The organism is Paraburkholderia sp. GAS448 (genome assembly GCF_050435685.1).
In the GTDB taxonomy this organism is placed as follows: domain Bacteria; phylum Pseudomonadota; class Gammaproteobacteria; order Burkholderiales; family Burkholderiaceae; genus Paraburkholderia.
Map to the genome: position 1 here is coordinate 51,103 of NZ_JBNDKT010000011.1, position 24,613 is coordinate 75,715.

Genomic DNA, 24,613 nt, shown 5'->3' on the forward strand with positions numbered 1-24,613 from the left:
CCAAAATCTGTCATTGAACGTTACAGGTACTTCAAGGTCGAATGCGCGTACGAGGTTCCGCAGCGACTGCTTAAGACTGTTGCGGAGCGACGTCGACGGCAGCCCGGAGGCCGTTCCCGGCCATCAGGCCGGCATCCGGATGCCGGTTGTCAGTAACGACAGCGTATTTCCCCTGATCAAGATTGTTTCGAATTTGCCGTTATGCTGGGAGTCAGATATCGAGCTCAGCTTGATGCGCAAACGAATTCCGGCGCTTCTGATCGTTTTTTCTGATCGGGCGCGCCGTACTTATTGGTAATTTACAATCGGACCTTACAAGCCGGTTTAAAGAGCGCGTTTAAGTGCTTAATATTGCTAATTTTTCGTGGCTTTACTACACTTGCGGACAACTCGAGCCGCTCTATACAGAACACCAATGAAAACCGACATGTTTTCGTCGCTGAAAGTGATCCACGGCGCGGCCTTGGGCACCGCTCTGTCGGTGGCCGCTTCCCTCGTCATCACAGCGGCGTTCGCAGCGCCGATCGACGCTTTTGCCGCGTCGACCACCGCGCCCGCCAAGCCGGCGAAGGCTACCCGTTCCGCTAAAAAGACCGCTGCGGCAGCAGCCGGGTCGCCGAAGACAGCGAAAGCTGTGGCGGCGAACGCCGATGATGCGCCGCGCACCGTGGTGAAGAAAAAGCGCGTCTCTTACACGATGAACGGCCGCCATCATTTGGCCATGCGCAGGGTCGCCTTCGAACCGCGTCAACCCACCGTCGGTCAGGCGTTTGGGCTGCATGAGACGCCCGACGCACTGATGTTGCGTTCCAGCGTGGCGTACGTGGTCGATCAGAATTCGTCCGAACCGCTCTTCGACAAAAATTCGCGCGCCGTCGTGCCGATCGCGTCGATCACCAAGCTGATGACCGCGATGGTGGTGCTTGACTCGAAAGCGGCAATGACCGAGCAGATCGAGGTTACCGACGAAGATCGCGATTACGAGAAGAACACGGGCTCGCGCCTGTCTGTCGGCTCGGTGCTGTCACGCGAGGACATGCTGCATATCGCGTTGATGGCGTCGGAAAACCGCGCGGCGGCCGCGCTGTCGCGCTATTTCCCGGGCGGCCGGCCAGCGTTCCTCGCGGCGATGAACGCGAAGGCGAAGGCTCTCGGCATGAACGACACGCACTTCGAGAACCCGACGGGTCTGACGAGCCAGAACGTCTCGAGCGCTCGCGATCTCGTGAAGATGGTGAACGCGGCGTATCAATACCCGATGATTCGTCGTTTCTCGACTGACCGCAGCTATGAGGTGAACACGGGCAAGCGCATGCTCGCGTACAACAGCACGAACGCGCTGGTGCGCAACCCGACGTGGGATATCGGTCTGCAGAAGACCGGCTTCATCAACGAAGCGGGCGAATGTCTCGTGATGCAGACAACCATCAATGGCCATCCGATGATCATCGTGCTGCTCGATTCGTCGGGCAAGTATTCGCGTTTCGCCGATGCGACGCGCTTGCGTACGTGGCTGGACAACGGTGGTGACGGGCATATCACAAGCGCCGACGCTGGCGGCTCGGGTACCTGAGTTGTTTGCTGTTCGCGAACGGCTGTCTGAAAGCAAAAAGCCCCGCTGTTGCGGGGCTTTTTGCTTATGCGGCCGAGCCGAAACAGGGCAACGAACGGTTACGCGTGCTGGGCGTGAGCCTGTCCCGGTTGCGCTTCAGGCCGATAGCCGAGCGACTCTGAAATGACCAGTGCGGTCTGGCTCAGTTGACCGAGCCAGGAATCCTGCAGCCGGTCGGCAGGTGCGGACAGCGACAGCCCGGCAACGAGCTTGCCCGTATCGTCATAGATGCCTGCCGCAATGCAGCGAACACCAAGTTCGAGCTCTTCGTTATCGCGCGCGCAGGATTGTTGACGCACATGCAGCAATTCGCGCTCGAGCTTGGCGAGATCGGTAATGCTGTTCTGCGTGTGACCCGACAGGCCAGTGCGGGTGGCATAGGCGCGTACGCGGGTCGATTCGTCGGCGGCGAGAAACAGCTTGCCGACAGAAGTCAGGTGGAGCGGCGCCCGCCCGCCGATGGCACGCACGACCTGCATGCCTGAGCGTTCGGAATACGCGCGTTCGATATAGACGATCTCGTCGCCCTGACGGACCGATAGATTGACCGTCTGGCCAGTCTGGCGGTGCAGTTCGCGCATCGGCATCAGTGCGGCGTCGCGTACCGACAGGCGCGCTTTCACCAGGTTGCCGAGTTCGAGGAGGCGCATGCCCAGCCGGTACGTGCCCGGGTCGGACCGGTCGACCAGCCTGCACGTCACCATGTCGTTCAGGATGCGATGGGCGGTCGAAGGGTGCAGCTCGGTGCGTTGGGCGAGTTCTTTCAGGCTGACCGGGTCGCTATGCGCAGCAAGGGCGTCCAGCAGGCGCATCATGCGTTCGATCACCTGGATCGAAGTCTTGGGATCCGGGTTGGTGTCGCTCATGGGGAGAAATCAGATGACGCATCAGACAACGGAAAACTAATTGTATCTCGTATTGTGAAAAAAGCGAACGCCGTTCGAGGCGGAACTCCGATTGCGGCACTGTGCGCTTGCCGGGGCCGTTGGCGTTGGAGTTGCACGCCAAACAGCGGATAATCGGGGACGTTTTCCCGAAGGAGCGCTTATGCGAGTCGGTTTGTTCGTCACCTGTCTCATTGACCTGATGCGTCCGGAGATCGGATTTTCGGTCATCAAGCTGATTGAGCGTGCGGGTTTCGAAGTCGTGGTGCCGCCTGCCCAGACCTGCTGCGGGCAGCCTGCCTACAACTCGGGTGAGCGCCGCATCGCGCGTGATCTCGCTGAGAAGACATTGCGCGAGTTCGAACAGTTCGACTATATCGTCGTGCCGTCGGGGTCTTGCGGGGGCATGATCCGTGCGCATTACGGCGATCTTTTTCGGAACGATCCGGAATTGATGGGCCGCTATGGGAGGCTTCAGCCCAAAGTGTTCGAACTGACGGCGTTTCTTGCCGACGTGGCGCACGTCAAACTGGTGCCTGGCGAGTTTGAAGGGCCTGTGACCTATCACGATTCGTGTTCAGGGTTGCGCGAACTGGGTGTCAAGGCGCAGCCACGCGCGCTGCTCGCGCAGGTGGGCGTGCCCGTCAACGAAATGAAGGACTGCGAGCACTGTTGCGGCTTCGGCGGCACATTTGCGGTGAAATACGGCGACATCTCGACGGCGATCGTCGACGAAAAGTGCGCGAACATCCGGACCAGCGGCGTCGGTGCGGTCGTGCTTGGCGACCTTGGGTGCATGCTCAATATAGAAGGGCGCCTGCGACGCACCGGCGACAACACGACGCGCGTGCTGCACATTGCGCAGGTGCTCGCCGGCGACGCCTGACCTCTTGCAGCGCTCCGCAGCCCGTTCGTCACTTATCGGATTCCCAAGGCCGCCATGCAAGTCCAATCGATGCAGTTCAAGGCGCGCGCGGGCCAGAAGCTCGCCGACCAGCGTCTGCAGCAGAATCTCACCAAGCTGTCGACGAAGTTCGTTTCGGCCCGCGCAGCTGCGATCACCGAGATCGATTTCCAGGCAACGCGCGCGTCGCTCATGGAGCGCCGCAATCGTGCGCTCGAAAACCTCGATGTCTGGCTGGAAACCTTCGAGCGCGAGGCGACCCGCCGTGGCGTGACCGTCCTCTACGCGGAGACGACCCAGGCGGCCGCGCGTCTTGTCGCGGATATCGCGCGAAAGCACAATGTGAAGAAGGTGATCAAGACAAAGTCGATGGTCACGGAAGAAATGCGCCTGAACGCCGTGCTCGGCGAAATGGGCGTTCAGTCGATCGAGACCGACCTCGGCGAGTACATCCTGCAGATCAATGACAACGAAGCGCCGAGCCACATCATCGCGCCCGTCATCCACAAGGACAAGGATGAGATCGCCGACCTGTTCGCGAAGACGCACCAGCGGCCCAGACTGACTGAGGTTCCCGACATGACGCGCGAGGCGCGCGAGATGCTCCGTCCGCATTTCATGACAGCCGGTATGGGCGTGACCGGAGGCAACTTCCTGATTGCGGAGACGGGTTCGGTGGCGCTGGTGACGAACGAGGGCAACGAAGGCATGTGTACGGTGATGCCGCGCTTCCATGTGGCCGTCACGGGTATCGAAAAAATCCTGCCGACACTCGAGGATCTCGCGACGGCGATGCGTCTGCTGCCGCGTTCGGCGACGGGTCAGGCGACCTCCAATTACTTTTCGGTGCTCACCGGGCCGCGTGCGCCTGACGAGCAGGATGGCCCGGAACACATGTATGTGGTGCTGGTCGACGGCGGGCGAACGGGGCTGATTGGTGGCGATTTCCAGGAAATGCTGCGCTGTATCCGCTGCGGTGCCTGCATGAATCACTGCCCGGTGTATCAGAAGGTAGGCGGCCACGCTTACGGCTGGGTGTATCCGGGGCCGATGGGCTCAGTATTGACGCCAAGCTATGTCGGCATCGACAAGGCGCTTGATCTGCCGCAGGCGGCGACGCTATGCGGAGAGTGCAACAGCGTCTGCCCGGTCGGCATTCCGCTTTCGGATCTCCTGCGCAAACTGCGGGAGAAGCAGATGGAGCGCCATCTGCGCCCGTGGCGTGAACGGCTCGGGCTGGCGGTATGGGGTTATCTCGCGCTGCATCCGGATGCCTATGCGATGTTGACCAGGCTGGCAGTACGGATCCTCGAGCGCATGGGAGGACAGCGGCGCGCGATTGCGCGTTTGCCGCTCGGCTCGGGCTGGACCAATACGCGCGATATGCCCGCCCCAGTCGGACGGACCTTCCGCGAGTTGTACGCGGCTCAGCGCAGCTATATCGGCTGACTCGTTGTGTTTCAGGAAAGCAGAGCGGCGCGGGGAGAACAGCGCCGCTCTGCTTGGCGGACAACCGGGGCATCAATGGCGGCTGCCGCCGCTGTTGTAGTCCTGCGCACTCTGCCTTCCAGAGTCGCGATCCCCTCTGCCGCCCTGACCGCCACCTTCGTGTGGGGGCGAACGCCCCACTCCCGCGCCAGGGGTCCCGCCGCCGCGCCATCCGTTACCCGCCTGCGGCCCTGGCCCGCCACCGTGGCCCTGCTGCTGCGGCGGCGGCGGAGGCGGCCGGTCATGGTTGTAGCCGTGATCATATCCACGGTCATAGCCGCGACCGTATCCATGATCGTGGTACGACGGCCCTGAGTAGCCGCCAAAGCCCAGGTAGACATTCGACTGCGGAACGGGCGCAGCGCCATAGCCGTAACCATCGCCATAGCCGGGATCATAGCCAGGAGCGTAGCCGCCGTACGCCGGCGTGCCGTCCGGGTACACAGCGCAACCGGCCAGTGCGGCCGTGGCCGCTATTGCGAAAATCGAGGTAATGCGTTTCATGGCGGGGTGGTCTGCAAAGCTTTCGTGTCGGTAAGACACCTTTCTATCCTGTTTGTTACGGCTGCTTTGTTCGATTTTGTAAGGATTTCTTTCGTGAGCGCACGGGATCCGGACGCCGCAAGACGAACGCCACGATCTCACTGTTTCATCCTGGACAACTCTGTATCTCGCGGGGGTGGGTTTTTCCTGATTGCGTCTCCATCTATGATTTCCACTGGGCAAAGTGGGTCACGAACTCACATGCCTCAATCCCAGATAAGACACATCATGAAAAAGACAATATTGGTGTACTGGCCACTCGCGGTGATCCTCCCGCTTGCCGCCGCCGCTTACATTCACGCTTGCAGCGACGCCGCTTCGCGCGCGTCTCAGGCACCTCTCGCTGCCGGTCAGTTGACTGCCGAACTCGCTCGCGCGGTGTCGTACGGGCTCGTCGACGACGCCAGTGCGGCGACCAAAAACATGCGCGAGACGGCTTCGCTACCGGCACCGCCCACCTTCTAAATACAGCTCGGCGAGTTCAAACGTGATTTCGCCAGGCTTTGTATAATCGCGATTTTGTTGCCGCTGGTTTGGCGGTCGTCATCCCGCCACACCATGGTTCGTCGATGAAAACCGTTTCCATCTGCTTTGTCTGTCTTGGGAACATCTGCAGGTCACCTACTGCGGAGGCCGTGATGCGGCATCAGGTGGCGGAGGCGAAATTGACGGAACGAATCGTCATTGATTCGGCCGGTACCGGCGACTGGCATATTGGTCAGGCGCCGGACGAGCGCGCCCAGCGCGCCGCGAGCCAGCGTGGCTACGACCTGTCAGTGTTGCGCGGCCGCCAGATTGGCGCCATCGATTTCGAGCGCTTCGATTTGCTGATCGCGATGGACGGCGCCAATGTCGACGCGTTGCACCGCGTTTGCCCACCGGCGCAACGCGACAAGATCCGGCTGCTGATGGAATTTGCGCCGGCGGCGGACCGCCGGGAAGTCGCCGATCCCTATTTTGGCGGTGACGCAGGTTTCGAGCTTGTGCTCGACCAGTGCGAGGCGGCCTGCCGCGGCCTGATTGCGGCGTTGCGTCCGCGGTTGACGGGCTGACAGGGCAGACTTCTATCTTTTATATAACCGGAAAGGGGATAGGGATACTTGACTAAATTTGTCATGTATTTATACTTGACGAAAATTGTCGAGAATCGCGGTTCCCAATACATCATGAGACTCACCACGAAAGGCCGTTTCGCCGTCACGGCGATGATTGACCTGGCGCTGCGCCAGGAGCAGGGCCCGGTGACGCTTGCGGGTATCAGCCAGCGCCAGCACATTTCCCTGTCCTACCTCGAGCAGCTGTTTGGCAAGCTGCGGCGCCATGAGATCGTCGAGTCCGTGCGCGGGCCGGGCGGCGGCTACAATCTTGCCCGCCGTGCCGAGGACGTCACCGTGGCGGACATCATCATCGCCGTCGACGAGCCGCTCGATGCTACCCAGTGCGGCGGCAAGGGCACCTGCGAAGGCACGAAACAGCACGACGGTCACTGCATGACGCACGAACTGTGGTCGACTCTGAACCAGAAGATGGTCGAGTACCTCGATTCGGTCTCGCTGAAAGATCTCGTCGACCAGCAACGCTCGCGCGAAGGCGCGCCGGCGGTGCTACGCGACCGGCGCAGCGAGGCCCCAGCGGTAGAGCCCACGCGTGTCACGCCGAAAGGACCCAATTCCGTTTTCAACCTGGCCGGTTAATCAAGGCGCAAAAAAGCGAAAAGGGTGCGACATCAGGCCCGAACCGATCCCCAGCCAGAGCCAGTACATAGATTTCCCGGAGCGATTGATGAATAACGACATTCCCCACCTGCCCATTTACATGGATTACAGCGCAACGACCCCGGTCGACCCGCGCGTGGTGGACAAGATGATTCCGTATCTGCGCGAGCAGTTCGGCAATCCGGCCTCGCGTAGCCACTCGTATGGCTGGGAGGCGGAACGTGCGGTCGAGGAAGCGCGCGAGAACGTTGCGGCGCTCGTGAATGCCGACCCGCGCGAAATCATCTGGACGTCGGGCGCCACCGAATCGGACAACCTGGCGATCAAGGGTGTCGCACACTTCTACAAGAGCAAGGGCAAGCACATCATCACGGTGAAGACCGAGCATAAGGCTGTGCTCGATACCTGCCGCGAGCTCGAACGCGAAGGCTTTGAAGTCACCTACCTCGACGTGAAGGACGACGGCCTGATCGACCTCGACGTGTTCAAGGCTGCGCTGCGCCCGGACACGATTCTGGTGTCGGTGATGTCGGTCAACAATGAGATCGGTGTGGTTCAGGACATCGAGACGATCGGTGAAATCTGCCGCGAAAAGGGCATCATTTTTCACGTCGATGCGGCTCAGGCCACCGGCAAGATCGAGATCGACCTGCAAAAGCTGAAGGTCGATCTGATGTCGTTCTCGGCGCACAAGACGTACGGTCCGAAGGGCATCGGCGCGCTGTACGTCCGCCGCAAGCCGCGCGTGCGCATCGAAGCGCAGATGCACGGCGGCGGTCACGAGCGCGGCATGCGCTCGGGCACGCTGGCGACGCACCAGATCGTCGGCATGGGCGAAGCGTTCCGCATTGCGCGCGAAGAAATGGCGACGGAAAACGAGCGCGTCCGCATGTTGCGCGACCGTCTGCTGCGCGGCCTCTCGGAAATCGAAGAAACGTATGTGAACGGCGACATGGAAAAGCGTGTTCCGCACAACCTGAACATCAGCTTCAACTTCGTCGAAGGCGAGTCGCTGATCATGGCAGTCAAGGACGTCGCGGTGTCGTCGGGTTCGGCGTGCACGTCGGCTTCGCTGGAGCCGTCGTATGTGCTGCGCGCGCTCGGCCGCAACGACGAACTGGCGCACAGCTCGATCCGCTTCACGGTCGGCCGTTTCACGACGGAACAGGACGTCGACTACGTGATCAACCTGTTGAAGAGCAAGATTGCCAAGCTGCGCGACCTGTCGCCGCTGTGGGAAATGCATCAGGACGGTATCGATATTTCGACCATCAAGTGGGCTGCGCACTGACGCGCCGCATTGGTGCCACATTGGCATCGGCGATCGACACCGAATGCAGATTGAATCGAATCAAGGAGTTTAATCATGTCTTATAGCAACAAGGTTCTGGACCATTACGAAAACCCGCGCAACGTTGGTTCCTTCGCGAAGGACGACGATGCAGTCGGCACCGGCATGGTCGGCGCGCCGGCATGCGGCGACGTGATGAAGCTGCAGATCCGCGTGGGCGCGGACGGCATCATCGAAGACGCGAAGTTCAAGACGTACGGCTGCGGTTCGGCGATTGCGTCGAGCTCGCTTGTCACCGAATGGGTGAAGGGCAAGACGTTGGACCAGGCAATGTCGATCAAGAACACGCAGATCGCAGAAGAACTCGCGCTGCCGCCGGTGAAGATCCACTGCTCGATCCTCGCGGAAGATGCGATCAAGGCAGCGGTCGCCGATTACAAGCAGCGTCACGGCGGCGAAGCCGTCGAAGCAGGCGAGAAGCAGCAAGCCGCTTAAGCGCCCCGGCTGGGCGCGGGTAGCAGGGAAGCAAGGCGGGCGCGCAGGCGCGTGGCCGTCCGGCACGAGCGATATTGGATGCAGGCAGGGTCGCAGGGCGCGTGAAAACACGAGGTCCTGCGCAATGAGAAACGCTATGGCAATTACGTTGACCGAAAAGGCAGCACAGCACGTTCAGAAGTATCTGACGCGACGCGGCAAGGGTGTCGGGTTGCGGGTCGGTGTGCGCACGACCGGATGCTCGGGTCTCGCCTACAAGCTGGAATATGTAGACGAACTTGCGCCGGAAGATCAGGTATTCGACTGCAACGGCGTGAAGCTCATTGTCGATCCGAAGAGCCTCGCCTATATCGACGGCACTGAACTCGACTTCGCACGAGAGGGGTTGAACGAAGGTTTCAAGTTCAACAACCCGAACGTGAAGGACGAGTGCGGTTGCGGCGAATCGTTCCGCGTGTGAGTCCGCGCGAAGCGGGAAAAAGGCGGCGCGGGCCGCCTTTTTAATTTTCCGGTGCACATTGGCGCATCTCTTCAACGGACGACGTAATTCGATGGCCTCGCTGACCGACAGTCACTTCGACCTGTTCAACCTGCCGGCGCAATTCACGATCGACGCACACGCGCTCGACCACGCTTACCGCACCGTTCAGGCCCAGGTTCACCCCGACCGCTTTGCCGCAGCTGGCGATGCGCAAAAGCGCATCGCGATGCAGTGGGCGACGCGCACGAACGAGGCGTACCAGACGTTGCGCGATCCACTCAAGCGTGCCACCTACCTGCTGTCGCTGCGCGGCATCGACGTCGGCGCGCATAACAATACGGCGATGGAGCCGGCGTTCCTCATGCAGCAGATGGAATGGCGCGAAGGCATCGAAGACGCCGCTGCGGCGAAGAATATCGACGCCCTCGATGCGCTCCTCAATGAACTGCGCGACGAAGAGCGTGTACGCCTGACGAAGCTCGGCGCGCTGCTTGACAGCGGCGCGAACCAGGCGGCAGGTGAAGCGGTGCGGCAAATGATGTTCATCGAGCGGGTGGCGTCGGAAATCGGCGCGCAGATCGAAAAGCTCGAGAACTAGTCTGCGCACCCAGACACCTCATTTGTCGCGAATCAAACATTAGCGGGTCGAACGATCCCCGAAGAAGATCACAGATGGCTTTACTGCAAATCTCCGAACCCGGCATGGCGCCAGCGCCGCATCAGCGACGGCTCGCTGTCGGCATCGACCTCGGCACCACGAATTCCCTCGTCGCCGCCGTGCGCAGCGGCGTGCCCGACGTACTGCCCGACGAAGACGGTCACGTGCTGTTGCCGTCGGTGGTGCGCTACCTCGAAAAGGGCGGTCGCCGGATCGGCCGAACGGCGAAGGCCGAAGCGGCGACCGATCCGCGCAACACGATCGTCTCGGTCAAGCGTTTCATGGGCCGCGGCAAAAGCGAAGTGGAAGGCGCGGAAAATGCGCCCTACGATTTCGTCGATGCGCCTGGCATGGTCCAGATCCGCACGGTCGACGGCGTGAAGAGCCCCGTCGAAGTATCGGCGGAGATTCTCGCCACGCTGCGTCAGCGCGCCGAAGATACGCTCGGCGACGAGCTGGTCGGCGCGGTGATCACGGTGCCGGCCTATTTCGACGAAGCGCAGCGCCAGGCGACCAAGGATGCCGCGCGTCTGGCAGGGCTGAACGTACTGCGCCTGTTGAATGAGCCGACGGCCGCGGCGATCGCCTACGGGCTCGACAACGGTTCCGAGGGTCTATACGCGGTCTACGACCTTGGCGGCGGCACGTTCGACCTGTCGATCCTCAAGCTCACGAAGGGCGTTTTCGAAGTGCTGGCTGCCGGCGGCGATTCCGCGCTCGGCGGCGACGATTTCGACCACGCACTGTACCGCCATGTGCTCGCGCAGGCGGGCATCGCCCCTCAGACGCTCGTGCCGGAAGACGTTCGGCTGCTGCTCGATAACGTCCGCGTGCTGAAAGAAGCCCTTTCGGGCGCGCCGCAGGCAAAGCTCACCGTGTCGCTGGCGAATGGCACGGCGCTCGATCTGACGGTCGATGAAGCGACGTTCGAAGGCCTCACGAAGGACCTCGTGCAGCGTACGCTCGGTCCGACGAGAAAGGCGTTGCGTGACGCGAAAGTCACGCCGGCGGACATCAAAGGTGTAGTGCTGGTTGGCGGGGCGACGCGCATGCCGGTGATCCGCCGCGCGGTCGAGACGTACTTCGGCCAGCCGCCGCTGATCAATCTCGATCCGGATCAGGTTGTCGCGCTTGGCGCGGCGATCCAGGCTGATCTGCTCGCAGGCAACCGCAGCGCGGACGGCGACGACTGGCTGCTGCTCGACGTCATCCCGCTGTCGCTTGGCGTCGAGACAATGGGCGGACTGACCGAGAAGATCATCCCGCGGAACTCGACCATTCCAGTCGCCCGCGCGCAGGACTTCACGACATTCAAGGACGGCCAGACGGCGATGGCGATTCACGTCGTCCAGGGTGAGCGCGAACTGGTGGCCGACTGTCGTTCGCTCGCGCGCTTCGAGCTGCGCGGCATTCCGCCGATGGCGGCCGGTGCGGCGCGCATCCGTGTGACCTATCAGGTCGATGCGGATGGTCTGCTGTCGGTGTTCGCGCGCGAGCAGCATTCGGGCGTGGAAGCCTCGGTCGTGGTGAAACCGTCCTACGGTCTCGCTGACGACGAGGTGGCGCGCATGCTCGAAGAGAGCTTTACGACGGCCGAAGTCGACATGCGCGCCCGCGCGCTGCGCGAGGCGCAGGTCGAAGCGCAGCGTCTTATCGAGGCGACGGACGCGGCACTCGCGGCCGACGGCGAACTGCTCGACGAAGCCGAACGCGCGCAACTCGACACGCTGTTGACGGCGCTGCGCAACGTCGCACAAGGCGACGATGTCGACACCGTCGAAGCCGCGACCAAGGCGCTCGCCGAAGGCACCGACGAATTCGCCGCACGCCGCATGAACAAGGGTATCCGGCGCGCGCTCGCGGGCCGCAAGCTCGACGAGATCTGATCCGCTTTATCCCCACGAATCATGTGACGCGTGTCAAAAAGGCGCGTGTCACCAGTAAAATGACAGGGAGCCCGGCTGCTGCTGGCAGCCGTGCTTCACAGAGAACCGGAAAACGTATGCCTCAAATCGTTGTGCTGCCTCACGTCGAGCTGTGCCCGGAGGGCGCGGTGATCGATGCCGTTCCAGGCAAGAGCATCTGCGACAGCCTGCTCGAACACGGTATCGAGATCGAGCATGCCTGTGAGAAGTCGTGCGCGTGCACGACGTGTCACGTGATCGTACGTGAAGGCTTCAACGCGCTCACGCCGTCGGAAGAAGACGAGGACGATCTGCTGGACAAGGCATGGGGTCTCGAACCCGAATCGCGTCTGTCGTGCCAGGCCGTGGTTCCCGGCGAGCAGGATCTCGTCGTCGAAATCCCGCGTTACTCGATTAACCACGCGAAGGAAAATCACTAAGAGGAGCGAGCAGCCATGAAATGGACCGACACGCAGGAGATCGCGATGGCCCTGACCGACAAACACCAGGACGTCGACCCGCAAACGGTGCGCTTCACCGATCTGCACCGCTGGGTGATGGAACTGGACGGCTTCGATGACGATCCGAACCGGTCGAACGAGAAGATCCTGGAAGCGATCCAGGCAGCCTGGATCGAAGACGCGGATTACTGACAGGTATCGACCGTTCGAGAAGAACCAGACAGCGCAAAGGCAGAAAAGGCGATTCCAGTGGAATCGCCTTTTTTACTTCCGACGACGGCGTACGGAACGCGCGCCCGGAAAGGAAAACATCTCAACCGGCGACGAGCGTGCCGTTCTCGACCCGCACGCGTTGCCCTTGCTGGAATGGCGGCGCCTCGTGATAGGTGAAGTAACGCGTCTTGCCGTTTTCCATGTGTACGCGCACTGAATAGCTGGTCGTGCTGCGCAGATGTTTTTCGACCGAGTTGCCGGCCAAACCGCCGCCAAGCGCACCGAGCAGCGTCATGGCGGTACGGCCATTGCCTGCGCCGAACTGGTTGCCGACTACGCCGCCTGCGACTGCGCCACCAACCGCGCCAATACCCGTCCCATGACCTTCAGTCTTGACCGCGGAGATGGCTTCGACCGTACCGCAACTCTGGCAGTAGGCCGGCTGTGCCGGGGCCTGCTGGGCGTACTGCGGTTGCGCTTGCGGCTGTTGCGCATACTGAGGTTGCTGGGCCGCAGCGGGGGCACGCGGGGCCGGTTGCGGTTCAGCCTGTTGCTGGACGGGCTGTTGGGCGCTCTGTTGGGCAGGCTGTTGCTGCTGTGCGTAAGTTGCCGGGTTGGCGGGGCTCGCCGAATCGACAACCGGCTGCGATGCAATCTGGGCTGCCTGTGTCTGATCCGTCTGCGCGTTGGTGCCGCCTGCCTTCGGAAATACGCCCGTTACTGCGGCCGTGGCGGCCAAAGCACCGACGATAACTGCGCCAGCTGCAGCAGCGACAAGCGGATGAAGACGGTTTTTTTGCGTGGTTTGTGTGTTGGGATTGTCCATTTCGACCTCCGTCTCGAGCAGAGTTAGCGTTGCCTGGTTTCGACACACAGTCTCCGACAATTCTAAAAACCCAAGGTTTCAATTTGTAACCATTCCCGCGCCTGCCCGGAAATGGCATCGGACGTAGATCGTGGTCTGGTGCCGTTGGATCTTGAATCCGGGGGGAGAAGGGACAAGGAGGCCGCGAGCAGGCGGTCGAGACCCCTGCAGCTTTTACCGATAGTTACAAACCATCGGACGCGCCCGGCGTTGCGCCGGGCGCGTCGATACGACGGAAGTCGGCGAAAACGATCAGTCTTCGCGGCGCAGATGCGGGAAAAGAATGACGTCGCGAATACTCGGGCTGTCGGTGAGCAGCATCACGAGGCGATCGATACCGATCCCGCAGCCGCCCGTCGGAGGCATGCCGTACTCCAGCGCGCGAATGTAGTCGGCGTCGTAGAACATGGCTTCTTCGTCACCGGCATCCTTCTGCTCGACCTGCTTTCTGAAGCGCGCGGCCTGATCTTCCGGATCGTTCAGTTCCGAGAAGCCATTGGCGATTTCCCGGCCCGTGATGAACAGTTCGAAGCGCTCGGTGATGCCCGCGACCTTGTCCGATTCGCGCGCGAGCGGCGACACTTCGATCGGGTAGTCAACGATGAAAGTCGGCTCCCACAGCTGTGATTCGGCGGTCTCTTCGAAGAGCGCCAGTTGCAGCGCACCAACGCCTGCATTCAAGAACTGGGGCTGCGACGCATCGACGCCAAACTTCTTCAGTTCGGTGCGCAGGAAGGCGCTGTCGTTGAGTTGCGCGTCCGTGTATTGCGGCGCGTACTTCTGGATGGCCTGGTTGATCGTCAGACGATGGAACGGCTTGCCCAGGTCGAGTTCACGGCCCTGATAGGTGAGCGCAGTCGTACCGATTGCGTCGATCGCGGCCTGACGGATCAGTTGCTCGTTGAAATCCATCAGCCACGTGTAATCGGTGTACGCGGCGTAGAACTCCATCATCGTGAATTCCGGATTGTGACGCGGCGAAACGCCTTCGTTACGGAAATTCCGGTTGATCTCGAACACGCGCTCGAAGCCGCCGACAATCAGCCGCTTCAGATAGAGCTCAGGCGCGATACGCAGGAACATCTGCATATCCAGCGCGTTGTGGTGAGTGGCGAACGGTTTGGCCGCCGCGCCGCCCGGGATCGGGTGCAGCATCGGCGTTTCGACTTCCATGAAGTTCGCGTTCGACATGAAATTGCGGATCGACGAAACGACCTTCGTGCGCGCGGCGAAGGTCTTGCGGGCTTCCGGCGTGACGATCAGGTCGACATAGCGCTGGCGATAGCGCATTTCCTGGTCGGCGAGGCCGTGGAACTTGTCGGGCAGCGGACGCAGCGCCTTCGAGAGCAGACGCAGTTCCGTACAACGCACCGACAGCTCGCCCTTGTTGGTGCGAAACAGCACCCCGCGCGCGGCGACGATGTCGCCGAGGTCCCACTTCTTGAAGGCTTCGTAAGTCTGTTCGCCGACGTCAGCCGGCGTGATGAAGAACTGGATCTGGCCCGAGCCGTCCTTCACGGTTGCGAAGCTGGCCTTGCCCATCACGCGCTTGAGCATCATCCGGCCGGCGAGGGCAACCTGAAGCGACTTCGCTTCGAGCGTTTCCTTGTCGGTTTCGGCGTACTCCGATTGCAGGTCGGCGGCGTGGTGGGTGGGACGGAAGTCGTTCGGGTAGGCGACGCCCTGTTCGCGCAGCACGCGAAGTTTTTCGCGGCGCTCGGCGATGATCTGGTTGTCGTCCTCAGGAACGGCGTTCGTCTGGGTCGGTTCGGTCATGATGGTTCGGTGTTCGGGGTGGCTTGGATGGTGCTGACGATGCTGAAGCTCGATGGTGATCGCGCCTGGCGTTCGACGCAGCGGCATGAGGAAGCCGCCGCACCGAACGCACCGGACGCACCGGAGAAGCGAAGCTCGGCGCGGCGGCACAGCCGTGCCGCGCCAAAGCGGCTTACACGCCCTGTTTCAGGCTCGCGCTGATGAACGGGTCGAGGTCGCCGTCGAGCACGCTCTTGGTATTGCTGATTTCGACGTTGGTGCGCAGATCCTTGATACGGCTGTTGTCGAGCACGTACGAGCGGATCTGGTGGCCCCAGCCCACATCGGTCTTGCCCGCTTCGAGCTTGTCCTGCTCGGCCTGACGCTTGCGGATTTCCGCTTCGTACAGGCGCGACTTCAGCATCGCCATGGCTTCGGCGCGATTGCGGTGCTGCGAACGGTCGTTCTGGCACTGCACGACGATGCCCGACGGCATGTGCGTAATCCGCACCGCGGAGTCGGTCTTGTTGATGTGCTGACCGCCCGCGCCCGACGCGCGGTACGTGTCGATACGCAGATCGGCCGGATTGATGTCGACTTCGATCGAATCGTCAATTTCCGGATACACGAACACCGACGAAAACGAAGTATGGCGGCCACCCGACGAATCGAACGGGGACTTGCGCACGAGGCGGTGCACACCGGTTTCGGTGCGCAGAAAGCCGTACGCGTATTCGCCTTCGATCTTGATCGTCGCGTTCTTGATGCCGGCGACGTCGCCTTCGGATTCTTCGAGCACTTCTGTCTTGAAGCCCTTGCGCTCGCAGTAGCGCAGGTACTGGCGCAGCAGCATCGCGGCCCAGTCGCACGCTTCGGTGCCGCCGGCGCCCGCCTGGATGTCGAGGAAGGCGTTGTTCGGGTCGGCCGGGTTCGAGAACATCCGGCGGAATTCCATGTCGGCCACGCGCTGTTCGAGACCGGCCGCATCAGCTTCGCAGGCGAGGAGCGTGTCTTCGTCTGCTTCCTCGCGGGCCATTTCGAAGAGATCCTGCGTGTCGCGCAGGTCGGTGTCGAGCGAGGTCAGTTTGCCGACGACGTCGTCAAGCAGCTTCTTCTCCCGGCCGAGGGCCTGGGCGTGCTTCGAGTCGTTCCAGACGTTGGGGTCTTCGAGTTCCTGATTGACTTCGATCAGACGCACTGACTTGGCGTCGTAGTCAAAGATACCCCCGTAGCTCGCCCGCGCGACGGCGCAGGTCTGCCAGAGAGGCTTCGATCGCGTTGAGACGTTCCGCTTCCATGTCGATCTTTTGTGGCTTCGTAAAAAGGTGAAATTATAGCCGATCGGCGCCCGCGGCCGGACGCCAATGCGCGATCCGGCGCGTGTTTCCGGCGGCTTTTCAGCTGGTTTTGGGCCTTTTTCCGGCTTTGAATGCGGCGGCTGCCGGGGCGTGAAGAGCCCCGGCGCGGCCTCAACCCGCCGCGTGCTCGACGATCAGCTGGACGCGCGACACGCCGTTCCACGTATCGCGCGAAAGCCGGTAGGCGACGGTCGTGCGGGCGGGGAGCGGGTCGGTGTGGTTGAACCAGATCGCGTTGAAGCGCTGGCGCCCGCGCGCCAGTTGCAGCTTCAGGTGCTTGTCTTTAACGAGCGCCTGCGAAGCGATGTCGAACTCGCCCGAGAACACCGGCGCCGGGAATCCCTGGCCCCAGACCGCTGCGTCGAGCATCTCGACGAACTGGGGCGTGAAATACGCGTCCTCCAGCTCGCCATCCGTCTCGATCACGCGCGCGAGCGCATTTTCGTTCAGCCACTCCCGGCCCACCGCTTCGAATGCCGCGGTGAAGCGGGGCACGTCGGCCGTCGCGAGGGTCAGGCCGGCCGCCATCGCGTGGCCGCCGAACTTGACGATCAAGCCCGGCTCGCGCTTCGAGATCAGATCGAGCGCGTCGCGCAGGTGGAAGCCCGCGATCGAGCGCCCTGAACCCTTGACGAGTGTGCCGCTCCCGTCAGCGAGCGCGAAGGTGAAGGACGGCCGGTGAAACTTCTCCTTAAGCCGCCCCGCGACGATGCCGATCACGCCCTGGTGCCAGCTTTCGTTGAAGAGCGTGATGGTGGTCGCACCTTCCGGATCGATTGCGGACAGGTCGGCGAGCGCCTGTTGCTGCATGCCGGCTTCAATCTCGCGCCGCTCGCGATTCATCGCATCGAGTTGCTGGGCGAGTTCCCATGCGCGGCCGATGTCGTCGGTGGTCAGGCATTCGATGCCGAGCGACATGTCCGACAGCCGTCCCGCTGCATTCAGGCGAGGCCCGACCCCGAAGCCCAGATCGAAGCCGGATGCACTGCGCGCATCGCGCGCGGCCGCACGAAAGAGGGCGGCGATGCCGGGCTGCATCCGGCCGTTGCGAATGCGCTGCAAACCCTGCGCGACGAGCACGCGATTGTTGCCGTCGAGCTTCACGACGTCGGCGACGGTGCCGAGCGCCACGAGGTCGAGCAGGCCATCCAGACGCGGTTCGGGACGCGCGTCTCCGAAAGCGCCACGACGGCGCAACTCGGCGCGCAGTGCGAGCAGCACGTAGAACATCACGCCGACGCCCGCGATGCATTTACTCGGAAACGTACAGCCTGGCTGGTTCGGATTGACGATCGCACGGGCGGCCGGCAGGTCGTCGCCCGGCAGGTGGTGATCGGTGACGAGCACGTCGATGCCGAGCGCATTCGCTGTTTCGACGCCGTCGACGCTGGCGATGCCGTTATCGACGGTGATCAGCAGGTGCGGTTTGCGCTGCGCCGCAAGCGCGACGATCTCGGGGGTGAGGCCGTAGCCGTATTCGAAGCGGTTGGGCACCAGATAGTCGATCTGCGCGCCGAACATCCGCAGTCCGCGCACGGCGACCGCGCAGGCGGTTGCGCCGTCGCAGTCGTAGTCGGCGACGACGAGCATACGCCGCTTGCCCTCGATCGAATCCGCCAGCAGCACGGCGGCGTCTTCGCAGCCTTTCAGCGCGGCAGGTGGCACGAGGCGGGCAAGGCCGGTCTCGATCTCGTCGGGCATGCATACGCCGCGCGACGCATACAGGCGCGCGAGGACGGGATGCAGGCCGTGGCGGATCAGCGCTTGCGCATCGGCAGGGGAACAGGCGCGCGTAACGATTCGAGTCATGCAGTAAGGCCGGAAAAAATACGTTGGATCATTCGATGAAGAGGGACGCGAACACGCGCCGCCGCCAGAACTTGCGCAGATCGTTGCGCGTGACGGTGAGCGTCACCGAGCCGGTGTCGCCACACAGCGTCAGGCCAAGCTCGCCGATGCGGTCGGCCTGTAGCGCCGCGAGGGCCGGGGCGAGCCAGTCCGCTTCCAGCGCGGCGAACGCGTCGTTCCAGCGCGCCCAGTCCTGTTCGACATAAGGCGCGGAAAACGGATCGAGTTCAACCAGCGTCACGCCAGCCGTTGCCGTGGGGGCGAAGGCCGCGAACGATGCGGGTTGCGAGCCGGCCCCGGCCTGTGCGGCAAGCGCGAGTCCGCGCGTGGCAGGCGCGTCGGACAGGACCTGCGCAAACGGACTCCTGACCGGCAGGGCGACGCCTTGCGCGTGAAACCAGATCGAATTGACGGCCGGCAGACCGCGGGCTTCGCGCGCCTCGTTGACCGGGTGCTCGAACCACGCCATCTGCACTTCGTTCTGCAGCTTCATCCATGCGCGCGAGCGCTCGCCGGTATGCGCCTCATGCGGCAGCCAGATTTCGATGTTGCGGCCGCTTGCGCGCAGTGGTGAAGCGCCCGCGAGCGAGCCGAACGTATCGCTCGACAGATACCAGCGCGTCGGTTTCGGTGCTTCGATGCGGACGCCGAGTTCCTCGATCAGCGGGCGCGCGACGGCGAGCAGCGTGGCCGCCTCGTCGTCCTCCAGATCGAGCGCGGCTGGGTCGATGAGCACCAGGTGATCGTGCGCAATGCGCACATGGACCGGCTGGATGCACGCCCATGTGGCATCGCCCGGCTCGCCGCCGTCGGCCAGCAGCATGTAGGGTGCGAGTGGCGCTTCGTCGGCGGCTGGCTGGGTCGGCGAAATGGCGTCGAATTGCCGCGCGACCCAGCGTTCGTGTGGCAGCGTGCGCTGGAAATCCTCGCCGATCACGCGTTCGACGAGCGTGCCGCGGGCAACCAGTCGATCGAGGGCGGGGGTGACGAGGTTGTGCAGGGCGGTGGCGGCGTCGGCGGCTGATGGCAGCGCGAACGGCAACAGGAGGTGGAGGCGGGTGGCGTGCATGATGCTGCGCATTGTAGGGCAACAATCACCTGCAACGCGCGATGCGACAACCTTGAGACGAACCGCCGCTGGGGTGGCGGCAGCTTGCCACGCCATGACCGCTGCATCGTCCCGGTCAAGCCTGGAAATATCGCCGCGACCGCTGTACTCAGATGTTGCGGACCGTGCAGCGCAGTACACCTTTCTCGAGAATCGCAACTCGCCGTACTAACGAACGCTGGATGGCTGCCTGAGTAATCCCAGGCGTTGAGGTGTTTGCGCTGGAGAATATGCAGAGCGAATGGCCGCAAATCCGCCCCAAACCGTTGCTTCGGCTTAGAAGAGCGCCATTGCCAGCATGATCGCGAGCGATGCCATCATGAGGGCGAAATGAGCGTAGCGGATGGTGTTGTAGGGATCTTCCATTTGTAACTGAGTGTAACACAATTGGGCGCATCATAGCGTCAACCGTGTCTGCAGGCAAAGTCAACAATTGCAAAGCCGATGCTGTCCTCTTCGAGAAGATCCGCGAGGAAAGCGGCCGCGTCGGAGTCAAGACCGGCCATGGAACGTCGTGTCCGGAGCTTCTTCTGCAAACAGAAGCGGAAGTGCTTCGCATGCGGCTTCTTTCCCGCCGTTTCCGGCTTTCATCCGTCCGCGCCCTATGCATCGAGGCGGCTCCGGAGCGCAGATTCAACAGGCCGGAAGGTGAAGGACGAAGTCATGAGGACGACGACCCAGGACATCAGCATCACTCGCGCTTCGGGCGTTCCCCATACCCCCGAAGACCACTCACTGCTGGACTTTTTCGGATTCGACCACGAGGTCCAGCACGTACGCGACGGACGGTGCGTCGGCAGGCGGGTTCCTGACGGTATAGCGCTTCACGCGCAGCACGTTGCGGATGCCCGGTGCGTGGGTATAACCCTCGATATCCTGATTCAGCGGTTGCCATGCGCCAGGCGTGCCGGCCGGCAGGCCTTGCTCGTCGAAGTGACGCTCGCGCACTAGCAGGCACTGCTTGCCAGGAATAAGCGGGTGGTTGCACGGCACGGTCTGCGCGGCCACTTCCAGGAACGCCGTTTCACCCGGGCCGCCGAAACGGGACTCTGCCGTCGGCAGGCCGGTGAAGCTCAATGTGTCACCGCTGTCGGTGACCAGTTGCAGGTGCGGGGCGTTGCCGCCGCCCTGCAGGCTCAGTTCGAGGCTGCCTTGCAGGCGCTGGGCGAGAGCGTCGTCGAGCGCAGCGAGGGCAGCATCGGGGCAGGCCATCATGGTGCGTATCATTGGGCCCATCTGAAGTCGCCCCTTCCTGATGCTGTAGCCGCCCCCCATGTTGTTGCAGCTGTTGACAACCGTCAGCCGGTCAGCACTGAAGTCCAGTTGCACCGGTTTGTCCGCCCGGGCGAACAGTGCGTCGATGCGGGTGCCTTTGCTGTCAGTGGCTTCGATGAGTTGCCAGTGGTATTGGCCGAGCAGCCCGCTGCCGGTCGTCGATGCCGTACCGGTGGCGGCTGGCGTGGCTGCGGCAGTCGCAATGGTCGAAGGGGCAGGGCTTGTCGTTTGAGGTGTTTGCGAGCAGGCGGCAAGAGCCAGCAGCAACAGCAGGCGGTGTTTCACGTCGATACCTCCGTTGATCTTGCGGGTGTCCTGGGCTTGTGTGTTCCGGTCGAACTGCGTCCATGCGCTTTCCGAAGGACTTCCTGGCTCTTGTATTGGCAGGTCGGATTTCGTCTCCCTCTGGAACGCTCTGGCCCTTCCCGGGTATGCGCATCCCCCGCAAACGAACAATCGGGGGCTCTGTTATTTGCGACTCTTGTTTGCACCTTGAATGCCTGGCGGCTTCAATACAATCAGCCACTTACGAAAGCATGAGGGCCGGTCTGAAGGCGCAAATAACATAAGCATGACCCGCTCCGGTCTTGCCGTTGCCGGGTGCAAACGCATTGTATGGCAAACTTCGCGGTTGATCGGTGGAGGCGAGCGCCCCGTTGGCAGGGAGCGCGCGGCCGCGCCGTGGTGCCGTCGGGGCATCGCCCGGCCGCGGCGCGGCCCGTAAGGCTGCGCAAGCTCCACGACACGCCGGCGAGGAACCAAAGGCCGTGTTGCGGACCCAACGATCACGGCGCTCGGGCCGCGCACAGGGCGTTTTCGCCAGCACGCGCTGAAAAAGAAGCCGAAGCAACACAGATAAGGATTCGCTTGAAACTTCCCTACGAATGGCAGATTGGCTGGCGTTATACGCGCGCCGGCAAACGCACGACCGGCAACGGCTTTATCTCGTTCATCGCGCTGGTGTCGATGTCGGGCATCGCACTTGGCGTCGCGGCACTGATCGTCGTGCTGTCGGTGATGAACGGCTTCCAGAAGGAAGTGCGCGACAGGATGCTGTCGGTGCTCGCGCACGTCGAGATCTTTTCGCCGGCGGGCTCGATGCCGAACTGGCAGCTGACCGCGCAGGAAGCGCGGCAGAACAAATCGGTGATCGGCGCGGCACCCTACGTCGAAGCGCAGGCGCTGCTGACGCGCGGCGACGCCGTGAGCGGCGTTGCGCTGCGCGGCGTCGAGCCGACGCTCGAACCCGAAGTGTCCGACATCGGCAAGGAGATGAAAGGCGGCAAGCTGACCGATCTCGTGCCCGGCGACTTCGGCATCGTGCTTGGCGCGGATCTGGCGACCAACCTGGGCGTGCAAACCGGCGACAAGATCACGCTGGTGGCGCCCGAAGGCTCGATGACGCCTGCCGGCATGCTGCCGCGTCTGAAGCAGTTCACGGTGGTCGGCGTGTTCGAATCGGGGCACTACGAATACGACAGCACGCTCGCGCTGATCAACATTCGCGATGCCGAGGTGCTGTTCCGGCTGCCCGCGCCGACGGGGGTGCGGCTGCGGCTGAAGGATATGCAGCGCGCACCGGAGGTCGCGCACGAACTGGCGCGCTCGCTTTCCGGCGACCTCTACATCCGCGACTGGACGCAGCAGAACAAGACCTGGTTCTCGGCGGTACAGATCGAAAAACGCATGATGTTCATCATTCTCACGCTGATCATCGCGGTGGCGGCGTTCAACCTGGTGTCGTCGCTGGTGATGACGGTAACCAACAAGCAGGCCGACATCGCCATCCTGCGCACGCTCGGCGCGCAGCCCGGCTCGATCATGAAGATTTTCGTCGTGCAGGGCGTGACGATCGGTTTTGTCGGCACGGCTACGGGCGTCGCGCTCGGCTGCCTGATCGCGTGGAGCATTCCATGGCTCGTGCCCATGATCGAACATCTGCTCGGCGTGCAGTTCCTGCCGCCTTCGGTGTACTTCATCAGCGAGCTGCCGTCCGAGCTCGTGCCGGGCGACGTGATCCGCATTGGCCTGATCGCCTTCGCGCTGTCGGCGGTGGCGACGCTGTATCCGAGCTGGCGCGGTGCCAGGGTCCGTCCGGCGGAGGCGCTGCGTTATGAATGATCTTTCCATCCCTCAAGCCATGTCCGACGAAGCCGGTTTGTATCCCTACGTACTGGAAGCGACCGGCGTATCGAAGGCGTTCGTGCAGGGCGGCCTCAATGTCCAGGTGCTGAACAACACGCAGCTTTCCGTGCGCCGCGGCGAGAAGCTCGCCATTGTGGGCGCGTCGGGCTCGGGCAAGAGCACGCTGCTGCATGTGCTGGGCGGCCTCGACGAACCGAGCGCGGGCCACGTGTCCGTGATGGGCAAGCCGTTCACGAAGCTTTCGGAGCGCGAACGCAACAACCTGCGCAATCGGGCGCTTGGCTTCGTCTATCAGTTCCACCATTTGCTGCCGGAGTTCTCCGCACTCGATAACGTCGCGATGCCGTTGCGCATCCGCCGTCTTACGACCGAGGCCGCGCGCCATGAAGCGCTTGCGGTGCTGGAGCGCGTCGGCATGGCGCACCGGGCGAAACATCGTCCGGGCGAACTGTCGGGAGGTGAGCGTCAACGGGTGGCCATTGCGCGTGCACTCGTGACGAAGCCGGCCTGCGTGCTGGCCGATGAGCCGACCGGCAACCTCGACGGCGCCACGGCGGATACAGTGTTCAATCTGATGCTCGAACTGTCGGAGACGCTCGATACGAGCTTCGTGATCGTCACGCACGATCCGGATCTGGCTGCGCGCTGCGACCGCACGATGCGTCTGCGCGACGGTGTGCTATACGAAGAGCCGTCGGTTCCTGTGTAACTTCTCACTGACTTTCTCGCCGGGGCGCGCGCATGTGGATCGACACGCACTGCCATCTCGATGCTTCGGAGTTCGATGCGGACCGCGCGGCTGTTGCTACGGCCGCCCGTGAGGCAGGGGTGTCGCGGATCGTGATTCCGGGTGTCGCGCGCGAGAACTTCGCGACGGTGCGGGAACTGGCGCAGCGCGTCGAAGGCGGCGCTTACGCGTTGGGTATTCATCCGCTTTACACGCCGGGCGCCCAGGACGCCGATCTCGATGTGCTGCGCCTCGCGATCGAAGCCAGTCTCGACGATCCGCGTTTCGTCGGCCTCGGTGAGATTGGTCTCGACTATTTTGTCCCGGGTCTCGACGATGAGCGGCAGCAGTTCTTCTTCAGCGAGCAGTTGAAACTCGCGCGCGAATTCGATCTGCCTGTGATCTGTCACGTTCGCAAGTCGCAGGATCAGGTGCTCAAAGGCCTGCGGCGGCACGCCGTCCATCGCGGCATCGCGCATGCGTTCAACGGCAGTTTCCAGCAGGCGCAGGCGTTCATCGATCACGGCATGCATCTTGGCTTCGGCGGCAATCTGACGTTCGAGCGTGCGTTGCAGATCCGGCGCCTTGCCGCTCAGTTGCCGCTCGAGGCGATCGTCGTCGAGACGGACGCGCCTGACATCTCTCCCTCCTGGTTGTACAGGCAGCGCAACATGCCGGATCAGATTCCGCGCATCGGCGCGATCCTCGCCGAACTGCGCGGCATCAGCGAAAACGAGCTTGCGCTAGGCACAACGGCTAACGCTCACGCCGCGCTGCCCCGGCTCGCACTTTCCTCTGGATAATCGATGCATGTGGTTCGCGCCGGGCGGAACACGTGCCCGGCGCCGTTGCGCCTGATGCACGCACCGGCGTCTCTCGGAGG

General features: G+C 62.7%; 24 protein-coding genes. 16 read left to right on the top strand and 8 right to left on the bottom strand.

From position 1 onward, the window contains the following. The first annotated feature begins 415 nt into the window (after window positions 1-415). The gene (gene pbpG, locus P3T23_RS20755) at window positions 416-1,573 is read left to right on the top strand and encodes a D-alanyl-D-alanine endopeptidase (RefSeq protein WP_429318012.1); all 1,158 of its coding nucleotides are present in this window, start codon (window positions 416-418) and stop codon (window positions 1,571-1,573) included. A 98-nt stretch (window positions 1,574-1,671) separates the two neighbouring features. Here the strand turns inward: pbpG and P3T23_RS20760 are convergent, their stop codons facing one another. Continuing rightward, on the bottom strand, window positions 1,672-2,478 hold the full coding sequence (locus P3T23_RS20760; protein WP_429318013.1) for an IclR family transcriptional regulator: 807 nt from the start codon (window positions 2,476-2,478) through the stop codon (window positions 1,672-1,674). Window positions 2,479-2,659: 181 nt separating this feature from the next. Between P3T23_RS20760 and P3T23_RS20765 the strand changes: the two genes are divergently transcribed. Further along, entirely contained in the window at window positions 2,660-3,382 is a 723-nt protein-coding gene (locus tag P3T23_RS20765; protein WP_429318014.1) for a (Fe-S)-binding protein, read from the top strand. Between the two features lie 54 nt (window positions 3,383-3,436). Continuing rightward, on the top strand, window positions 3,437-4,849 hold the full coding sequence (locus tag P3T23_RS20770; RefSeq protein ID WP_429318015.1) for a lactate utilization protein B: 1,413 nt from the start codon (window positions 3,437-3,439) through the stop codon (window positions 4,847-4,849). A gap of 72 nt (window positions 4,850-4,921) precedes the next feature. Here the strand turns inward: P3T23_RS20770 and P3T23_RS20775 are convergent, their stop codons facing one another. Then, window positions 4,922-5,392, bottom strand: a complete 471-nt coding sequence (locus P3T23_RS20775; RefSeq protein ID WP_429318016.1) for a hypothetical protein — start codon at window positions 5,390-5,392, stop codon at window positions 4,922-4,924. Between the two features lie 267 nt (window positions 5,393-5,659). Here P3T23_RS20775 and P3T23_RS20780 point away from each other — a divergent pair, with 267 nt between their 5' ends. The 10 genes from P3T23_RS20780 to iscX all read left to right on the top strand — a co-directional run bounded on the left by P3T23_RS20780 (window position 5,660) and on the right by iscX (window position 12,628). Continuing rightward, window positions 5,660-5,896, top strand: a complete 237-nt coding sequence (locus P3T23_RS20780; RefSeq protein ID WP_429318017.1) for a hypothetical protein — start codon at window positions 5,660-5,662, stop codon at window positions 5,894-5,896. Between the two features lie 104 nt (window positions 5,897-6,000). Then, window positions 6,001-6,483 carry a low molecular weight protein-tyrosine-phosphatase gene (locus P3T23_RS20785; RefSeq protein ID WP_429318018.1) on the top strand — a complete coding sequence of 161 codons (483 nt, stop codon included), beginning with the start codon at window positions 6,001-6,003 and terminating at the stop codon, window positions 6,481-6,483. Window positions 6,484-6,597: 114 nt separating this feature from the next. Next, window positions 6,598-7,125, top strand: coding sequence for a Fe-S cluster assembly transcriptional regulator IscR (gene iscR / locus P3T23_RS20790; protein ID WP_429318019.1), 528 nt, complete (start codon window positions 6,598-6,600; stop codon window positions 7,123-7,125). Between the two features lie 88 nt (window positions 7,126-7,213). Then, window positions 7,214-8,437, top strand: coding sequence for an IscS subfamily cysteine desulfurase (locus P3T23_RS20795; RefSeq protein ID WP_429318020.1), 1,224 nt, complete (start codon window positions 7,214-7,216; stop codon window positions 8,435-8,437). Between the two features lie 75 nt (window positions 8,438-8,512). Next, window positions 8,513-8,932 (top strand): Fe-S cluster assembly scaffold IscU, encoded by a 420-nt coding sequence (iscU, locus tag P3T23_RS20800; RefSeq protein ID WP_429318021.1) that lies wholly within the window; start codon window positions 8,513-8,515, stop codon window positions 8,930-8,932. 136 nt (window positions 8,933-9,068) lie between these two features. Then, entirely contained in the window at window positions 9,069-9,392 is a 324-nt protein-coding gene (iscA, locus tag P3T23_RS20805; protein WP_133662741.1) for an iron-sulfur cluster assembly protein IscA, read from the top strand. A 91-nt stretch (window positions 9,393-9,483) separates the two neighbouring features. After that, window positions 9,484-10,011: a Fe-S protein assembly co-chaperone HscB gene (gene hscB, locus P3T23_RS20810; RefSeq protein WP_429318022.1), complete on the top strand. Its 528-nt coding sequence runs from the start codon at window positions 9,484-9,486 to the stop codon at window positions 10,009-10,011. Between the two features lie 74 nt (window positions 10,012-10,085). Continuing rightward, entirely contained in the window at window positions 10,086-11,957 is a 1,872-nt protein-coding gene (hscA, locus tag P3T23_RS20815) for a Fe-S protein assembly chaperone HscA (protein ID WP_429318023.1), read from the top strand. Between the two features lie 116 nt (window positions 11,958-12,073). Then, window positions 12,074-12,415 carry an ISC system 2Fe-2S type ferredoxin gene (gene fdx, locus P3T23_RS20820; protein WP_133662744.1) on the top strand — a complete coding sequence of 114 codons (342 nt, stop codon included), beginning with the start codon at window positions 12,074-12,076 and terminating at the stop codon, window positions 12,413-12,415. Between the two features lie 15 nt (window positions 12,416-12,430). After that, the gene (gene iscX / locus P3T23_RS20825) at window positions 12,431-12,628 is read left to right on the top strand and encodes a Fe-S cluster assembly protein IscX (protein WP_429318024.1); all 198 of its coding nucleotides are present in this window, start codon (window positions 12,431-12,433) and stop codon (window positions 12,626-12,628) included. Between the two features lie 121 nt (window positions 12,629-12,749). Here iscX and P3T23_RS20830 read toward each other — a convergent pair whose 3' ends face one another. From P3T23_RS20830 to P3T23_RS20855, 6 genes are all read right to left on the bottom strand, one after another. Beyond that, window positions 12,750-13,475 (bottom strand): glycine zipper 2TM domain-containing protein, encoded by a 726-nt coding sequence (locus P3T23_RS20830; RefSeq protein ID WP_429318025.1) that lies wholly within the window; start codon window positions 13,473-13,475, stop codon window positions 12,750-12,752. Window positions 13,476-13,766: 291 nt separating this feature from the next. Beyond that, window positions 13,767-15,290: a lysine--tRNA ligase gene (lysS, locus tag P3T23_RS20835; protein ID WP_429318026.1), complete on the bottom strand. Its 1,524-nt coding sequence runs from the start codon at window positions 15,288-15,290 to the stop codon at window positions 13,767-13,769. A 172-nt stretch (window positions 15,291-15,462) separates the two neighbouring features. Continuing rightward, a protein-coding gene (gene prfB, locus P3T23_RS20840) for a peptide chain release factor 2 (protein ID WP_429318027.1) occupies window positions 15,463-16,567 on the bottom strand; the annotation gives its coding sequence in 2 pieces (ribosomal slippage) (window positions 15,463-16,485 and window positions 16,487-16,567; 1,104 coding nt in all). Window positions 16,568-16,738: 171 nt separating this feature from the next. Next, window positions 16,739-18,436 (bottom strand): single-stranded-DNA-specific exonuclease RecJ, encoded by a 1,698-nt coding sequence (gene recJ / locus P3T23_RS20845; protein WP_429318028.1) that lies wholly within the window; start codon window positions 18,434-18,436, stop codon window positions 16,739-16,741. 28 nt (window positions 18,437-18,464) lie between these two features. Continuing rightward, window positions 18,465-19,556 (bottom strand): regulator, encoded by a 1,092-nt coding sequence (locus P3T23_RS20850; protein WP_429318029.1) that lies wholly within the window; start codon window positions 19,554-19,556, stop codon window positions 18,465-18,467. A gap of 759 nt (window positions 19,557-20,315) precedes the next feature. Continuing rightward, window positions 20,316-21,143, bottom strand: a complete 828-nt coding sequence (locus P3T23_RS20855; RefSeq protein WP_429318030.1) for a DUF4377 domain-containing protein — start codon at window positions 21,141-21,143, stop codon at window positions 20,316-20,318. A gap of 582 nt (window positions 21,144-21,725) precedes the next feature. Between P3T23_RS20855 and P3T23_RS20860 the strand changes: the two genes are divergently transcribed. From P3T23_RS20860 to P3T23_RS20870, 3 genes are read left to right on the top strand one after another with little or no spacing between them, the layout of a single operon-like run. After that, on the top strand, window positions 21,726-22,979 hold the full coding sequence (locus P3T23_RS20860; protein ID WP_429318031.1) for a lipoprotein-releasing ABC transporter permease subunit: 1,254 nt from the start codon (window positions 21,726-21,728) through the stop codon (window positions 22,977-22,979). Beyond that, complete coding sequence (lolD, locus tag P3T23_RS20865; protein WP_133662751.1) at window positions 22,972-23,712, top strand: lipoprotein-releasing ABC transporter ATP-binding protein LolD; 741 nt, start codon at window positions 22,972-22,974, stop codon at window positions 23,710-23,712. The genes P3T23_RS20860 and lolD overlap by 8 nt, the downstream gene beginning before the upstream one ends. 32 nt (window positions 23,713-23,744) lie before the next feature. Beyond that, window positions 23,745-24,533 (top strand): TatD family hydrolase, encoded by a 789-nt coding sequence (locus P3T23_RS20870; protein WP_429318032.1) that lies wholly within the window; start codon window positions 23,745-23,747, stop codon window positions 24,531-24,533. Window positions 24,534-24,613: the final 80 nt, after the last annotated feature.

Excerpts from the sequence above, each read along its gene's own strand:
- fdx (WP_133662744.1), top strand. The coding sequence starts at position 12,074 with ATGCCTCAAATCGTTGTGCTGCCTCACGTCGAGCTGTGCCCGGAGGGC.
- hscA (WP_429318023.1), top strand. The coding sequence starts at position 10,086 with ATGGCTTTACTGCAAATCTCCGAACCCGGCATGGCGCCAGCGCCGCAT.
- P3T23_RS20760 (WP_429318013.1), bottom strand. The coding sequence starts at position 2,478 with ATGAGCGACACCAACCCGGATCCCAAGACTTCGATCCAGGTGATCGAA.
- recJ (WP_429318028.1), bottom strand. The coding sequence starts at position 18,436 with ATGACTCGAATCGTTACGCGCGCCTGTTCCCCTGCCGATGCGCAAGCG.
- P3T23_RS20850 (WP_429318029.1), bottom strand. The coding sequence starts at position 19,556 with ATGCGCAGCATCATGCACGCCACCCGCCTCCACCTCCTGTTGCCGTTC.
- lysS (WP_429318026.1), bottom strand. The coding sequence starts at position 15,290 with ATGACCGAACCGACCCAGACGAACGCCGTTCCTGAGGACGACAACCAG.
- P3T23_RS20775 (WP_429318016.1), bottom strand. The coding sequence starts at position 5,392 with ATGAAACGCATTACCTCGATTTTCGCAATAGCGGCCACGGCCGCACTG.
- P3T23_RS20780 (WP_429318017.1), top strand. The coding sequence starts at position 5,660 with ATGAAAAAGACAATATTGGTGTACTGGCCACTCGCGGTGATCCTCCCG.
- iscU (WP_429318021.1), top strand. The coding sequence starts at position 8,513 with ATGTCTTATAGCAACAAGGTTCTGGACCATTACGAAAACCCGCGCAAC.
- iscA (WP_133662741.1), top strand. The coding sequence starts at position 9,069 with ATGGCAATTACGTTGACCGAAAAGGCAGCACAGCACGTTCAGAAGTAT.
- P3T23_RS20765 (WP_429318014.1), top strand. The coding sequence starts at position 2,660 with ATGCGAGTCGGTTTGTTCGTCACCTGTCTCATTGACCTGATGCGTCCG.
- P3T23_RS20795 (WP_429318020.1), top strand. The coding sequence starts at position 7,214 with ATGAATAACGACATTCCCCACCTGCCCATTTACATGGATTACAGCGCA.
- iscR (WP_429318019.1), top strand. The coding sequence starts at position 6,598 with ATGAGACTCACCACGAAAGGCCGTTTCGCCGTCACGGCGATGATTGAC.
- P3T23_RS20870 (WP_429318032.1), top strand. The coding sequence starts at position 23,745 with ATGTGGATCGACACGCACTGCCATCTCGATGCTTCGGAGTTCGATGCG.
- P3T23_RS20785 (WP_429318018.1), top strand. The coding sequence starts at position 6,001 with ATGAAAACCGTTTCCATCTGCTTTGTCTGTCTTGGGAACATCTGCAGG.
- pbpG (WP_429318012.1), top strand. The coding sequence starts at position 416 with ATGAAAACCGACATGTTTTCGTCGCTGAAAGTGATCCACGGCGCGGCC.
- P3T23_RS20770 (WP_429318015.1), top strand. The coding sequence starts at position 3,437 with ATGCAAGTCCAATCGATGCAGTTCAAGGCGCGCGCGGGCCAGAAGCTC.
- iscX (WP_429318024.1), top strand. The coding sequence starts at position 12,431 with ATGAAATGGACCGACACGCAGGAGATCGCGATGGCCCTGACCGACAAA.
- P3T23_RS20830 (WP_429318025.1), bottom strand. The coding sequence starts at position 13,475 with ATGGACAATCCCAACACACAAACCACGCAAAAAAACCGTCTTCATCCG.
- hscB (WP_429318022.1), top strand. The coding sequence starts at position 9,484 with ATGGCCTCGCTGACCGACAGTCACTTCGACCTGTTCAACCTGCCGGCG.
- lolD (WP_133662751.1), top strand. The coding sequence starts at position 22,972 with ATGAATGATCTTTCCATCCCTCAAGCCATGTCCGACGAAGCCGGTTTG.